This window comes from Bradyrhizobium quebecense (assembly GCF_013373795.3).
Lineage (GTDB): Bacteria > Pseudomonadota > Alphaproteobacteria > Rhizobiales > Xanthobacteraceae > Bradyrhizobium > Bradyrhizobium quebecense.
In genome coordinates, this window is the sequence record NZ_CP088025.1 from 60662 (window position 1) to 75667 (window position 15006).

Genomic DNA, 15006 nt, shown 5'->3' on the forward strand with positions numbered 1-15006 from the left:
CGACACCTCAACCATGCGGGGTTTCGGTGGAAAACCGGTGACCAAGTCGATGTTCGGCTAGCCGCATGTGGACATCCAGCGCCGCGACATCGCAATCGCCGGCAGATGATGTTGAATCCGGCCGTACCAATGAGGGGAAATTCATGAGTCTCAGAGCAACCGGCGCCGGCGCTTCGCACGAGCCCACCCTGCATTGCCCGAACTGCAACCACGAAATCAAGCTCACGGAATCGCTGGCTGCTCCCCTCCTTGAGGAAACACGACAGCGCTTTAATGAGCAGCTGGCCGCCAAGGACGCAGAGGTCGCCAGGAAGACCGAGGCGCTGCGCAAGGAGCAGGACGCAGTCGCGCGGGCGCGCGAGCAGATTGAAGATCAGGTGGCGCAGCGGCTGACGGCCGAGCGCAGCCAACTGGTGGCGGCCGAGGCCAAAAAGGCCCGTGAAGCGGTTGCGGGGGATATGCAAGCCAAGGCGGCAGAGACCGCCGAATTGCGCAAGAACCTTGAAGCCAGCGATGCGAAGCTGGCTGAGGCGCAGCAGGCTCAGGCCGAGGTAATACGCAAGGAGCGCGCGCTGGCTGACGAAAGGCGTGAAATGGACCTCACGATTGAAAAGCGCGTCCAGGCCTCGGTTGACGACATCCGGGCGAAGGCCAAGCAGGAATCCGATGAGGCTGCGCGCCTGAAGGTCGCCGAGAAGGACCAGACCATTGAGTCAATGTCGCGCACGATCGAGGAGCTGAAGCGCAAGGCCGAGCAAGGCTCGCAGCAGTCCCAGGGCGAGGTTTTCGAGGTTGAGCTCGAGGAGCTTCTGCGAGGCAAGTTTCCGATGGATGCCATCGAGCCGGTCGCCAAGGGAGAATTGGGGGCCGATGTTATTCAGCAGGTCAACGGCTCTGTCGGGCAACCCGCCGGCATGATCCTCTGGGAATCCAAGCGGACCAAGGCCTGGAGTGATGGTTGGCTGGCCAAGCTCCGTGAGGACCAGCGGCGCTGTGGCGCCGACGTTGCCCTCATCATTTCGCACGCCCTTCCCAAGCACATCGAGCATTTTGACCTGGTCGCCGGCGTTTGGGTGGCGCACCCGCGTTGCGCACTGGCCCTGGCGGTTGCGCTGCGTCAGTCCCTCATCGAGATATCGAGCTCGCGGCTGGTCCAACAGGGACAGCAAACCAAAATGGAGCAGGTCTACGAGTACCTGACAGGCACGAGATTTCGCCAGCGGGTCGATGCCGTCGTCGAGAAGTTCAACGACATGCGTGAGGATCTAGACAAGGAGCGCAAATTCATGGGTCGCCAGTGGGCCAAGCGAGAAACCCAAATCGTTGCGGTCATTGAATCCACTGTTGGCATGGTGGGCGACCTGCAGGCGATCGCCGGCAAGGCGATGCCGGAAATAACCAGCCTCGACACGCCGATGCTTGAAGGGCCAGGAGCAGCCGCGGCCTAGTGCAACCCACCCCAGATAGGACGAGGGGGAAATCCCCTCTCCCAAGGAAACCACCCTCGGGCTCTACCTTCAAAATTGCGAAGAACGGAAGCTATCCCCTCGCGCGACTGCCAAGATGATAATTGAGCAACTGCAGGACCTTTTTCCCGAGCTGAAACGATGATGGGCCTACAATGGATAACGAGACGAACAGCGACGCAGAACCACAGCGCAGTGAGCCGGCGGACACCCTTCCGCCGGTTTGGTTGCGCGCCACGCTCGCCGATCTTGTGGGCCTCGAATTCGAGAGTCCGATCGCAGACTCGAAAAGCGCAGACAGCCAGGAACTCGCCGATCTGCTTCGGAAAGCCGCCGATGAAACGGAAGATACCCCCGCCGCGCGCGTATTTCGTATGCTGTCGGCTGTTGCCGGGATGCTGTTCCGGCCCAAGGATCGAAGTGAGCCGTTCGGTGCCATGGTGGTGTGGGCCGATGGTCGCCGGTCGCCCGTTGCTGCCGACTTTCGGGGGCCGCCCGTCGAAGTTCTGGCCGCCATGGCTCAGCGCGCGACGCATCCGGCTTTGCGGGCACGCCTTTCTGATCTGTGCTGGTTTCTCGAACGAAAACGAGTCGACCTGGGCACTGCGGCGGTAGCCGCTTACGCCGAAATCTTGACGAAGGTCGATAGCGGAGCGCTTACATTCCGTTTCGACGATGACAAGGGGGCACTCAAGCACGACGCCCGGGATCTGCTTCGACGCGCCCTGCAAATTGGCCGGGCCGTGGGATGGGATAAGCCCGAAGCGATGGCCGCTCGGACGATGGCAAGCGAATTGCGCACGAGGGCTATTCAAAGATCGCTCGTCATTCCTGCGCTTTGGTTTAGCGAACTTGAGCTGGACTTCGGTATTTCCGATCCGGCTGCGATCGGAAAAGATATCGAGGATTTGATTGCGGCCCTGCCCGCTGAAACCGACGCACACAGCATCGTTGAACTCTGGCGGCTTGGTGCACGTGCCTACCACCTCGCCAAGCAACCTGACGACCAGCACCGCTGTCAGTCAGCCGCAGCCGACCAGTTTGTCTCGATGGCCGACCGCCAACCGGTGGCGATGATGAGCTCGTCGATGCTGGCGAATGCCATAGCCGAGCTTCACGGCGTTCCCGGAAAGAAGGACAGGCGAAAAGAACTGAGGCACCGGCTTATTGATGCCCAGGCGGGCATCGGCGAGGAAATGTCTGGATTTTCCATTCCGTTCAATCTGGAGGATATGGCTCGGCAAATTGAACAAGGCGTGAAGCGCCAGCCGACCCTCCGCGACAAGCTGTTTGTCTTTGCCGCTCTCGAAAACTCGCCTGATCCTGCCGAGCTGGCCGAAGCAGCCTCCCAGTCAATCCGCGAACATCCGTTGACGTCGCTTTTTGGCACGTCGCATCACGACAGCGAAGGCAAAGTCGTTCACCGGACTGGAGGGGCCGGGTTTGGCGATGACGGTGACACTAGTGCCATTCAACATCAAATTGCTCAAGACGAGCGCATTCGCCGTCAAGTCGCTGCGGCTGGCAAGATTGAGACTGCCCGTCAGGTGATCGGGACTGATCATTCCTTATCGGACGATATCTTCGCGCGAATTCTCGTTCATAGCGCATTTGTTCCAAACGACCTGGTCAGAACGTTCAGCCGCGGCTTCCTGCGCTTCTTTCAGGGTGATTTCGTTAGCGCGCTATACATTCTGACGCCCTTGCTGGAGAATTCGCTGCGCCATGTGCTGAAATCGCATGGGCATGATGTGACTATCTTCGACGATGCGACACAGACGCAGCAGGATCGCACAATCTCCTCCCTGTTTGAGCAGATGAGGAGCGAACTGGACACGATATTCGGTACGCCCATCACGGCCGATATCGAGCGCGTCTTCTTGAAGAAACCCGGCCCACATCTTCGGCATGCGCTATCGCACGGCTTACTGCATGACGGGGACCCCTACGGCCCCGACGCCGTCTATGCCTGCTGGCTGATTTTCCGGCTCTGCCTAATTCCACTGTTTCCACACCGGGAACAGCTACAGCTTCCATTCGATGAACCAGCGCCAAACCAACCGAGCGAGCCGCAAGCATCAACGCCCGAACCCGAGACCGGACAGAGCGAAAAGCCCGGCTCCTAATCAGGAGGCTGCTTCTATCGCTTGCGGCAACAGGCTCCCATCTGCGTCAACAGGCCGTTGCCTATTGTCCACCGCGCCTTGCAGACGGAAAAACCCGCTCCAATACTTCGTTCAAAACGTTGAGCCTGACATTCAGTTCGGAAACCGCCTCGTGAGTCATCCTGACCCATTCATCCCAAGCGCGGGATTGGCCAACGGGATCACTCAGGATCGACGACCGGGAGGCGATTTGATCTTGTGTCGCCTTAATCATCCCTAGCGTGTCGGCCAGGTTCACGTCGGGGTTTACTTTAAACGATTCATCCAACGAATACTGCATGCTGCTGTCGTCGATCGCCTGGGCGGCCATCATCATCGCCTGCCATTTGCCCTCCGATAGCAGTTCGAACGCGAGGTCATCGATGAACTTGACCTGCGCTCGCGCCTTGTTGGCTTCGGCATGATCCGGCAGCCGATTGGCGGCGATGCATGCAGAGTTGATGAACGCCAGGCATTCAAAAAAGCTGGTCGGCTTTTTAAGGGTGAGCGTCGGATACTGGGCGAAGAACTCACCGATGGGGACGGATAGCCTGGCATAGTATGAATTCAACAGCTTGGATTGACCTGCCATCGGCGATACCGCCCGGTCTCCATCCAGAGCGCTCATTTGTTCGATATTATTCGGCGAAAGTATGCTTACGAAGACTTCGGACGTGACGTCGGCGAAGTGGCCTGATTTTTCAAGGGTTGCCGGCGTGGTCTTCATCGGATGGATCGATGCAAACTCTGGCGCGCCAGCGGCCCGGTAAACCGCCGCGACCAAGGCCGAGCAGAACGTCTTACCGTCGCTCGACTCCAATATCGGAACACCAGGCAGTACGGATCGCAGGGCGGCCGGCACAGAGTATTCCTTTCCGAAGAACTTGAACGCTTCACTTGCGGCCGCGCGTGCGATAGCTTGATTGGGGTATCGAAGGACGCGCACATGCTTGAGGTCATGCACGAAACAATTCTGGACGCTTATGTTTGAGACACCATCGGGTAGCGCCTCGATAAGTGTCGGCAGCGCCGTGCAGATAAGCGCATGACTGAAATTGCCGCCGGTTACCTTCGCAATGATGTCCGACCTGCGTTTGCCCTTGAACGAGATTGCTTCCGCATTGCGCGTAAGAATGACATCCCCGGGACGGAGCTTCGTCAGGTCGGGCTTGAAAACCCACAAGCCGTTGTATCTCGGATCTTGCTGTTTCATCGTTGGCCTAATAGGACAATTAGGACACGGAACGAACACTAACACCGTAGCTATCGATGCGTAGGTGCCATCCTTGCGAGAAGATACGCTGAAGCTGCTTGGGAAAATACAAAAGAAATAAAGTAGGCCTAAAGCCTGATCGGCGAAGCCGGATGCTCCTATCTGACCTCGACGATACGATGGTAAGTTGTGTAGGTTGGAAGGATGCAAACCAACCGCACAACCGTCGTTCAGTTCACCGGTAAGGCCAATCTTGTGGATCGTGTACTGCAGGACGGTTGGTTCAAATCGACCGCGACCGCGATGGCTATGATATGCTCTCGGCGCCGGAAAATATCGCGAAGCTGCTCGGTAACCCGATTATGGGCCGTGCCGGCAGAAGATCGAGCCCTTGATACCAACAGCGCCAGCTAGGGCGAACGCGAAATCACTGAGCGTGGTGCACGGCCTCGGATCATTCCCGATGCACACGGACGGCGCACACCGGCTCCAGCCGCCCCGGTTCGTGGTACTGGTGTGTGCTTCACCAGGCAGGTCCCCGGTCCCCACGACCTTGATGCGGTTTCGCGACTTGCAGATCGGCACATCAGAGCGAGCGCAGCTTGAAACGGCGCCCTTCCTCGTACGAAACGGCAGACGGTCATTCTATTCAACCATTTGCAGCCGATCTCGTCCCTTCATCCGGTTTGACGCAGGCTGCATGGTGCCGCAGAGCTCCGAAAGTGAGACGAGTGTCAAGCTGATCGCACATCGTGCGAATGAGGTTGGCTTCGCCCCTGTGCACTGGCGAACGGGAGATGTTCTCGTCATTGATAACTGGAATGTGCTGCACGGACGCGGTCTCGGGGTGTCTGAAGCATCGTCCGACAGGAAACTTTTGCGGGTGAGCGTCCAATGAAGAAACCGGCTCCCAAAGCGCTAGCTATGACCACAGCCCTTTCGGCGGATGCGCTGATGGGAAAGTCACAGACCTATATCGGCCGCGCCCTGGCGGCCAAAGCGGCCCGGTCGATGGGCGAATACCAGCTCTGGGCATCACTGGCACTCGAATTGGTTGGCAAGGCAGCTCTAGCAAAGATCCACCCGTGCCTTGTGGCCGACCCGAACAGCTCGGCTTCGTTGTTTGCGGCGGCAGGACGGAGCGTAGACACGGATATCAAAACCATCATCGCAAAGACGGTGTTCGATCGGCTCGCACATGTATCGAAGCGGTTTGACGAAAGCACGAAGAAATTCTGCACCAACATGAGCGAGAAGCGGAATGCCGAGCTGCACTCGGGTGAGGCTCCGTTCGAGGGCGTGATTGCGTCCTCTTGGGAGGGCCGCTACTGGCACACAGCGGAAATCATTCTTGAGGCCAGTGACAGTTCGATCGAAGCTTGGCTCGGTGCCGACAAGGCCAAGGCCCCCAAGGAATTGCTCGCCGAATACACGCATGCGACTGAGCAAGCGGCGAAGGTTCGCGTGCAAACGGCGGCTGACGCCTTCGGCGCACGTCCGAGGAAGGAACGCGAAGAAGCGCACGCTAAGGCAGCCGCGATAGGCCTATGGAACATGCGGAACAGTTTCAGACAACACGCCGATGACATTTGGGAAGCGGAATGCCCGGCATGCAAATCACGGTCGTTCCTTGCGGGGGTCAAATATGACGAGGAGGTATCCGAGGATGACAACGAAGATGATCCCTATGAAGAGTTGGTCGATGTTTCTTATGTCGCGGAAGAATTCCTGTGCCCTTCCTGCAACCTGCATCTTGAAAGCCGCGACGCCATCGAGGCCGCTGGGTTGGAAGTCGATCGCATTGAGACAGAAACCCGCCAGCGCGAATACGAGCCGGACTACGGCAACGATTGAGCTGGGTTACAGATTCTTTCAGAAGAGAACCCGATATGCCTACTTTGACGACCATGCGACTGCCGCCGCCGAAGGCCTGGCAGGAATTTGAGGACCTTGTGCTCGCCTCGCTCGGCCAGCGCTGGAAGACAACGACACTACAGAGGAACGGCCGATCGGGCCAGGCGCAGGCCGGCGTCGATGTCTACGGGTCTGACGATATCGGAAGAAGGGTCGGAATCCAGTGCAAGAACTTCAAAGGCGCGCTGGGCCTGAAGGCCGTTCAAAAGGAAATCGAACGCGCAGCAAAATTCAAGGGCGGTCTTTCTGCGCTCTTCGTGGCGACAACCGCCGAGACGGACGCGCGGCTGCAGGAGGAAGTGCGCCTTCTGTCGGATACGCGTGTCGCAGCGGGTAACTTTGCCGTGGCACTGCTGTTCTGGGATGACATCGTTGACGGTCTCGTAGCCAACCCTGCCCTGCTTCGCGCTCACTATCCACAAATTCAGATTGAGAGTCGGGCGATGCCAAGTCGAGAGCGGCTCTTGGCTGCCCTGGAGTTTGGCTACTACGCACCGTATTTATGGCACTACGTTCTGCTCACATTTGGCGAAGTCGGCCAGATGGCCAACACGGAGCCGGACACGGTCAAAGTCATTGCCCGAATGGTTGAGCAGCGCGCACAGCAGCTGTTTGCTCCGAAAGAAGCAAAAGCAATTACCAAGTGCATCAAAGCGATCGTCGATGGCAGCTATGCCACGCGTAAAGACCAAGAGTCGTGGGATCACGTGGAAGATTGCGCCAAGCGCATCGCCACGCATGCCAGTACGCTTTCATCGCTTCTGCCGATTTCGGAAGGGAATGTGTTGGAAACGGGGATCACTCTCGGGCGCCTCTATCACCACGTGGATGATCTTCCGTCAAAGACCGTGCGCGATGATGTACGGCGGCGCTTGCGGGGCATCTTGCCGGCCGAGTGCCAGAAAGAGGTTGATGGCAGGTTCAAGGCTGCGGCCAAAGTATCCTCGGGTTATACGTGGGCCTCGAGGATATATACCTGTCTCGACCGGGAAATTCGCTGGGCTTCGTTCTAACCCGATAGGTTTTGGTGCTGGGCTCCCATGCGCTGATGACGATCCTAAAACACTCTCTCACCCCGTTTGGCGTCCAAGTCGAACTCCCGTATCTCAACACCGGGGCCGACGAGATGCCGCACGATTGATCCGCCCTCGACGATACGACGGTAGGTCATGTAAGATACAAAGCATGCCTCCAGCACGAAATCCGAGCCATGACTAATCTTAAGAAACTCAGCGAAGACACCTTCAGGGCCGCGCAAAGCCCGGCAATTTGGCTGCTAACGGCGGAGCGGTTGCGTGATGGCGCAGAAGCGATCCTTACGCACGAACAAGCGTTTGAGGTCTCTTACTTCCAAGCCCATAGCGCCGCCGTCCAAGAAGCTATGGCGATCGCCTATAGCGAAGGCAATGACTCAGGGGTTGCAGACATCAAGGCACGCGCGCCAAACTATCCTGCGGCGCAGCTTCTGTATGGTTACGCACTGGAAAATCTGTTGAAGGGAATCTGGGTCGCGAAAGACCCTTCGCTGATCTCCAGCGGCAAACTGAACCGCAAATTAGCCTCGCACGATGTGGTGAAGTTGGCGAAGCAAGCGGGTTTTGTACTCCACACGCAGGAAGTACCCGTTGCACAAGCGCTCTCAAGACTCTCGGTATGGGCGGGGCGCTACCCGGTCGCGCTGCTTGAAGCTGAGTTTGCTTCCACGCCGAACGCCGACGAACTTCTGGACTACGGTTCGCGCCATCCGATTGTTAAAGCGATGTATGCACGCGGTCACGCTGAACTGACAGCCCTGCTCCCGAAACCGATCTCAAACCGGCATGGCGCTGTCGTGGTTTTCCGCCAACCCGGAACGTAACGGGCATTTCAGCCGCCTGCCCGGCGCGCCCGACCCGGCTTCCATCGTGGATGTGGGGATTTTCACCCTTCGGTGACCGGTCTCGATGCCAAGCCAGTCTATGCGGCGTGGGTGCGAACGTGGCGGCGCCCAGAGCCCAGTCCCACCTTATATCGGCGGGATTCCCCGTCCCAATGGCCCACAATCTGGGCCGCCAGCCGGGTGAAATCGCCTGTGTAACGCTACTTTTGCCAACTTGCGGTTGACAAGCAAAATGGGCAGAGTCCCTGCGACCCATCCAATTGCGGGAAAAGCTCCGTTTTGAAAAGCCGATTACCATGCCACGCCACCAAGTTGCTGGGAAACAAGCTACCGGCAGCACAAAACGCATATGGACAGCAAGTTCAACGGTAAAGTCCGATTGGACCTTCCATCAAATCGCGCCTTACATCGGCCGAATGAAAACATCGATGGCGCGTGCGCTCATCCTTGATAATTCAAAAAAAGGCGATCTGATTGTCGATCCCTTCTGCGGAAGTGGTGCAGTTGCACTCGAGGCGTTCGCCAGCAACCGTGGGGTAATCGCAGGTGATTGGAATCCATATGCTGTCCTGTTGACGCGGGCGAAGCTCTTTGCCCCCAAGAGCGAACAAGCGGCATTGAAGCGGCTAAAGGCCACTTGGAAATTGTCGCGCGAATTGTTGCCAAAGCAAGACCTTAGAACAGTGCCAGCTTGGGTACGCCGCTTTTTCCATCAAGACACACTGCGAAATGCGCTCGCGTTTCGCGACGCATGCGTCGAGCGGGGTGACGATTTCCTTCTTGGGTGTCTGCTTGGTATCCTACATCATCAGAGACCGGGCTTTCTCTCGTTTCCAAGTAGCCATCTCGTTCCCTATCTTCGTAGCCGGAAATTCCCAAAGAATCTATTTGCGTCGCTTTATGAGGAGCGCGAGGTTTTACCTCGGCTACAAGCAAAGGTTCTCCGTACCTATAAGAGACCCATACATAATCGTGGTTTGACACGGCGCATACATCGAGTGGACGCGCGGAAGTTCCCAAGGCCAAAGCAAATATCGGCCGTCATTACGAGTCCACCGTATATGAACGAACTCGACTACGTCAGGGACAATCGATTGCGGCTTTGGTTCATTGAGCGCTCACTCCCGAAGGGGTTAGAGCTCGTGGGGCGCGACCGTGAAGCTGCGTTTCGTGAACTGATGCGCTCTGTGTGCGCGCGGCTTGCACCCAACATAAAAAAGGGTGGCAAGTTCGTTCTTGTCGTCGGCGATGCGACACGCGGTAGTGGTCGCAAGGGAAGGACGGGAGCAATAACGCGCCAGCTATTTAAGGACGATGACGCGTTTAGAGAGTTTCACCTCGAAAAGAGCTATCAGGATAAAATCCCGGATGTCCGTCGTTCGCGGCGTGAGTGTAAAGGGACGCGGTCTGAAACAATCTTGGTCTATCGGAAGCGCTGAGAGTTTTTCGATTTCCATCTCTTTTTTCTTTTTGGAATTTCATCATGACTCGACCACCAAAAGACGATGCATGGTGTACCAGCCTTGCGGGCAAGACGGTCGAACGGTATAAATTGGATGAGTACATCGGCGCCGGACGGATTGGTTATGTCTACAAGGCCCATCTCGAAGAGGTTCCAGGCGTATCCCGCGCCGTAAAATGCATTTTCGGAGATTTGAAAGAAGGCTGGGAACACGAACTGCAGAAAGTCATGCAATTGCAGGTCGTCGAAAGCGTGGTCCACTTCCATCACTTAGGCGCTGCCCAAATATCGCACGGTGGGAGAACACGCACCTGTCAATTCACCGTTTGGGATTACATTGCCCCCGGACAAGACCTGAAGCGCTATCTAGCCCGCGTCAAAAAGATTCCGGCGACATTTGTATTCGCTGTGGTGGAGACCATTCTGCGCGTTTTGTACCAATGCGAGAGAAACGGGGTCTCCCGGCATGGTGACTTGCACGCTGGCAACATTTTGATTGGCGACGACACGAATGCACGGTTGGATGATCAACTCCAGCTGCGCGACCCGATCTATGTTTCCGATTTCGGCTACGGCACCAGCGGCGCGGTTATGAGTCCCAAGGACGATTACGCCGGGCTCGCTCAGATATTCAATCAAATGGTCTCCTATGTTGAATATGAGAAGGCGACACCGACCGACCGGCAGTTGCTTGAAGCAATGAAACTGACTTCGGGAAGTTATTGCGTGAGCCGGAAGGCGCCGAGCGCAGAAGCCCGATGAAACTCTTAAAGATGCTTGGGGATCTGAAGCAGCGTATCCAAATCGGCGAAAGGGTCCCGGTGGACCGCAACGATGGGGGACCAACAAGCCCAGCGCCCCCAGCGGATGGTTCATCGGTCGGCCAGTTCCAAGTAAGCGAAATGATCGGTGATCGCTGGGAGTGGTGGAAGCGATTGTTCGTGCCGACCGTACCATCGCACTCAAAAATCTTGGCATTGGACATCCCGACCGTGGTTACTGGACCGCGCGGGTGCGGCAAAACCATGTTCTTCCGGCGGTTGAGTGAGAGGCTAATCGTCGAATGTGGCGAAGTCCCCGAGCTGCAGAGTGCGAAGCGATTTGTCGCGCTCTACGTGAACGCTAATGATTTTGCAGATGCATTCGCCCACTACCCAGAAAGCCCCACGCCGGAGGATGAGCGCCGCCTCATCTGTTACGCTAACCTGTGCATTCTTGCCGACTTATTAAGCGTGCAGTCGGCCAGGGCCGGCCGCAAAGAACCTGCCACGGACAAGCTACTTTCACTCGTGCAACAGTGGCTCGTACCTCCGGCATTCAATTCGCTCGTAGTCGGCGAAGATCGGCTGGAGCGTTATCGCGCCGTGTTGGAGCAAACCAAGTGGTCGTTCTCGAAGCAGGGTTCAGGGAAGCTTTTTCCGGGTTACAATGAGTTGTCGCAGCATCGGTGGCTTCCGGAACTCGTGCGGCAAGCGCGGACGTGCTGCCCGTGGATCGGTGATCGTACAGTACTTCTCTTCGTTGATGACTTTTCTACACCTCGCGTTTCGATGGCCATGCAGAAAGTTTTGAACCGATTGCTACTGCAGCGATCTTCCGAGTTTTTAGCAAAGGTCGCCACGGAAGCTCGCAGTACTTTTCTTCCTGAGGATTCAAGCGGAAAAGTGCTCCAGGACGGTGATGATTATCAATTTGTTGATATGGGAGAGGAGTCGCTCTTCCTTCCAGACTCTCAACGACTGGCCTTCCTAGACCAGGTTTTCAGCCGGCGACTGCGTATCGAACCACGCATGCCGCAAGCAAGCCTCGGCCTCAAAGCGCTGCTTGGTCACCAAGGCTTGTCAAAGACTGAATTTGCCCGTCGCTTGCGCATGTCGCATGTCGGTAAGCCGCCGTCAGAACAGATTCCTGTCCACGGCGACTCCCAGCGGCGCGGAAGATCAAGGGCTCGCATTCTATATTATGGCGACGACGTGTTTTCGAACCTTTGGTCCGGTGACACGCGAACAATGATTCAACTGGTAAGTGACGTATTCGAGGCCGTGGTCAAAAAGGACGGTTCTTCGCAGATCACGGTCCCGGTAGAGCCCGCAATCCAAGATCGGGCATTCCGAGACCGCGGAGGAGAGTGGCTGAACTCAAACACGCGGAACGAGCCCACCGACCCGTTGCGTGTCAAAAATGGATTGGTTGATGCACAACGATTGCAACCTGGATTTGCCTTGTGCGGGACATATGGCTCCCATTTGAAGGCCATTGTCGAAGCCTTCGTCGCAGCGGCCACCCAGCTACTGACTGGGCCGACATACGAAATGAAGGAAAACGGCAATACGCGCGAAGTCCCGCGAATGGCTTTTCGCTTGGAGATCGTTGATGAGTTTCGGCTGAACGGGCTGGCCGAGGAAATTTATCGAGATCTTGTACGGTACGGGCTGTTCATGCTCGACAATCGCGGAAAGAGCGTGCGAGGAGCCTTTGTCCCACGCTTATACCTTCGACGTCTCCTTCTGCCCTATTGTACCCTCGCCCTCTCCAAACGCGACAGCGTCGCGATGACTTGCGAGCAATTTCGTCAACTTCTGTTGACCCCTGACTCCTTTAAGGCGGGATTGACCCGCAAGATTGCATCAAAGGATCAGCTCTCGATGTCCTTTGACCCGGCTCAATTCACGCCGGAGCCCGGCGATGAATATAACGATCTAGGCGACGCGTTATGACGCGACAACTTCAATCATCTCTCATGCAAACACTGCCTGGAATGGTCAGGACAGAGGAAATTGCGCTTACCACCGGCGATGTTTTGGTCCATGCGCCAGGCTTCGAGGATCGTACACTAGCGGTTACACGCGGACTCAACGTCAATGGAAAGGCCAGCGGCATACTGCTCCGCTATGAACCCGCCAACGCGACAAACCGACTGGCCGAGGTGCGCTCGTCTCTTGAAAAGCAAGGAATCGCCGTTTCCGATGACGACGTCCTAACCTATGACCGCTTTTTACCGGGTGATTTTGAAGATCGGCTTCGATTGCGCTTCAAGCTCCTGTCAGCGCAAAGGGTCGTGATCGATATTTCGACGATGTCGAAGCTTGCGATCTTATTGGTTCTCAACGCCTGTCTGGGCTCCGAATTCGACGTGGATGTCATATATTCCGAAGCGCAGCACTATGGCCCGACCAAGGAAGAATTCGCAAACGCCAAGAAAGCCGGCAAGATTCAGCAGCCTTCCCTGCATGTATTCAATGGCATTCACGGAGTTGTCCGGGCGGACTCGCTGGCAAGCGTAGCAATGCAGGGACAATCGACCGCGGCCATCGTGTTCATGTCGTTCAATGACGCTTTGACGCAATTGCTTCTTAACACCGTCTATCCCGGGCGTCTTTTCCTCATAAACGGAAAACCCCCAGTTCATTCCTGGCGGGAGGCGGCAATGGCATGGGTCCACGAGCAGGTCAGGCGTGAATGGAACGAGGACAATCCTCTTGAGCCGAGCGGCTCCAACCTCCCCGCTCGGACGGCCTCGACCCTTGATTACCGTGAGTCTGTGGGTATTTTGCTCGATTTGTATTGGAAATTATCAACCAACCATCGGGTTCTTTTGGCTCCGAGTGGCAGCAAAATGCAGACGGTGGCTTGCTTTTTGGCGAAGGCGCTTCATCCTGACATTCATATTGAATATCCCTCCCCGGAAGGGTTTGCAAAAGAGTATAGTACTGGCACCGGCGACCGGTGGCTCTTGCCACTTGGTAAGCTCGGAAGACTCCTATCGGAAATTGAAGGGGCGGAACGTCAGAATTTCTTGGAGATAGCTATATGAGGACGACACATCGACCATTGGGCGGCGCTAAAACGGAGACGGGTTCTCGCGCACGTGGAAGTATGAGTCAGGGGTCATAGAGATGGATCAGCCGGAGCGTCTATCTCGTCCCAAGGTCGATGCGATCGACAGCATGCTCGGCAAGCCGTTTTCAGTGCTCGACGACGGATTCGTCCGGGTCGTAGACTATATGGGCGATGACGCTGCTGTGGTCCTGGCCGCTCGTGTTTCTTATGGCGCTGGCACCAAAAAGGTCCAAGAGGACAGCGCGCTCATCCGCTATCTGATGCGTCACCATCACACGACGCCATTCGAGATGTGCGAAATCAAGCTCCATGTTCGCGTGCCAATGGATACCTGGCGCCAATGGATACGCCATCGCACTGCGAGCGTGAACGAATACTCGACACGCTATTCTTTGGCTATCGATGCCGCGCAACGAACCCCGGAAACCGAATGGCGTCTTCAATCAACAGAGAACCGGCAGGGCAGTTCCGGCCTTTTGGATGGCAAGGCTGGAGCCGACCTATCAGTTGCAGAAGATGAACTGCAGAAACATGCTCGAAAGGTTTACGAAGACCGCCTAGCCGCCGGGGTCGCGCGCGAACAGGCGCGCAAGGATCTGCCGCTTTCGACTTACACTGAGGCTTATTGGAAAGTCGATCTTCACAACTTGCTAAACTTCTTGCAGCTTCGCATGCACAAACATGCGCAAGCCGAGATCAGGAGTTACGCCACGATCATTGGTCAAGAAATCGTTGCAAAATGGGTGCCGACGGTTTGGCAAGCGTTTCTAGATTATCGTGACCAAGCCGTCACTCTGTCCCGCATCGAAGCCTCCATTATCTCTGCGATAGCAGCCGGAAAGCAGGATCACGCGAAGTCGTTAGCAGAGCAATTCGGCCTATTGAACAGGAATCCCGACGGTAGTCTCAAAGCAAACCGTGAACGACGCGAGCTTCAGGAAAAGCTATCGACGATGGGATTGACGTTCAATTGGACATAGTATTTCCCACAATACCGTGCCGGTCGCCTGCATCGACCGACAAGCGCCGTTTTCGCCGGAGCGCAGCGGAGGCCCACTGAAAGAGGTACCCGGGCCGCGTGAGTGATA

The 15006-nt window shown here is 56.6% G+C and carries 10 protein-coding genes and 1 pseudogene; 10 read left to right on the plus strand and 1 reads right to left on the minus strand.

Going from position 1 to position 15006, the window contains the following annotated elements; translation table 11 throughout:
- Positions 1–143 precede the first annotated feature (143 nt).
- On the plus strand, positions 144–1448 hold the full coding sequence (locus HU230_RS43325) for a DUF2130 domain-containing protein (protein WP_176535530.1): 1305 nt from the start codon (positions 144–146) through the stop codon (positions 1446–1448).
- 173 nt (positions 1449–1621) lie between these two features.
- Positions 1622–3505 (plus strand): annotated as a pseudogene (locus HU230_RS43330) (DUF7380 domain-containing protein); the annotation flags it as partial.
- A gap of 148 nt (positions 3506–3653) precedes the next feature.
- On the opposite strand, the gene HU230_RS43335 reads toward HU230_RS43330, so the two are convergent.
- Positions 3654–4793: a C40 family peptidase gene (locus tag HU230_RS43335; protein WP_234633925.1), complete on the minus strand. Its 1140-nt coding sequence runs from the start codon at positions 4791–4793 to the stop codon at positions 3654–3656.
- 924 nt (positions 4794–5717) lie between these two features.
- Here HU230_RS43335 and HU230_RS43340 point away from each other — a divergent pair.
- The 8 genes from HU230_RS43340 (at position 5718) to thyX (ending at position 14898) form a co-directional block, all read left to right on the plus strand.
- Complete coding sequence (locus tag HU230_RS43340) at positions 5718–6677, plus strand: hypothetical protein (RefSeq protein ID WP_176535518.1); 960 nt, start codon at positions 5718–5720, stop codon at positions 6675–6677.
- Positions 6678–6712: 35 nt separating this feature from the next.
- Positions 6713–7750 carry a restriction endonuclease gene (locus HU230_RS43345; protein ID WP_176535519.1) on the plus strand — a complete coding sequence of 346 codons (1038 nt, stop codon included), beginning with the start codon at positions 6713–6715 and terminating at the stop codon, positions 7748–7750.
- 197 nt (positions 7751–7947) lie between these two features.
- Positions 7948–8595: a hypothetical protein gene (locus HU230_RS43350; protein ID WP_176535520.1), complete on the plus strand. Its 648-nt coding sequence runs from the start codon at positions 7948–7950 to the stop codon at positions 8593–8595.
- Positions 8596–8876: 281 nt separating this feature from the next.
- Positions 8877–10055 (plus strand): DNA methyltransferase, encoded by a 1179-nt coding sequence (locus tag HU230_RS43355; protein WP_176535521.1) that lies wholly within the window; start codon positions 8877–8879, stop codon positions 10053–10055.
- 44 nt (positions 10056–10099) lie between these two features.
- Positions 10100–10840, plus strand: coding sequence for a serine/threonine-protein kinase (locus tag HU230_RS43360; protein ID WP_176535522.1), 741 nt, complete (start codon positions 10100–10102; stop codon positions 10838–10840).
- Positions 10837–12795 (plus strand): ORC-CDC6 family AAA ATPase, encoded by a 1959-nt coding sequence (locus HU230_RS43365; protein ID WP_176535523.1) that lies wholly within the window; start codon positions 10837–10839, stop codon positions 12793–12795. The genes HU230_RS43360 and HU230_RS43365 overlap by 4 nt, the downstream gene beginning before the upstream one ends.
- Positions 12792–13892, plus strand: a complete 1101-nt coding sequence (locus HU230_RS43370) for a hypothetical protein (protein ID WP_176535524.1) — start codon at positions 12792–12794, stop codon at positions 13890–13892. Before HU230_RS43365 ends, HU230_RS43370 begins: the two co-directional genes overlap by 4 nt.
- Positions 13893–13968: 76 nt before the next feature.
- A complete protein-coding gene (thyX, locus tag HU230_RS43375) occupies positions 13969–14898 on the plus strand; it encodes an FAD-dependent thymidylate synthase (RefSeq protein ID WP_420840937.1) in 930 nt (309 codons plus the stop codon).
- Positions 14899–15006 lie beyond the last annotated feature (108 nt).

Coding starts and splice junctions, on each gene's coding strand:
- HU230_RS43325 (WP_176535530.1), top strand. CDS start 144: ATGAGTCTCAGAGCAACCGGCGCCGGCGCTTCGCACGAGCCCACCCTG.
- HU230_RS43340 (WP_176535518.1), top strand. CDS start 5,718: ATGAAGAAACCGGCTCCCAAAGCGCTAGCTATGACCACAGCCCTTTCG.
- HU230_RS43345 (WP_176535519.1), top strand. CDS start 6,713: ATGCCTACTTTGACGACCATGCGACTGCCGCCGCCGAAGGCCTGGCAG.
- HU230_RS43350 (WP_176535520.1), top strand. CDS start 7,948: ATGACTAATCTTAAGAAACTCAGCGAAGACACCTTCAGGGCCGCGCAA.
- HU230_RS43360 (WP_176535522.1), top strand. CDS start 10,100: ATGACTCGACCACCAAAAGACGATGCATGGTGTACCAGCCTTGCGGGC.
- HU230_RS43365 (WP_176535523.1), top strand. CDS start 10,837: ATGAAACTCTTAAAGATGCTTGGGGATCTGAAGCAGCGTATCCAAATC.
- HU230_RS43370 (WP_176535524.1), top strand. CDS start 12,792: ATGACGCGACAACTTCAATCATCTCTCATGCAAACACTGCCTGGAATG.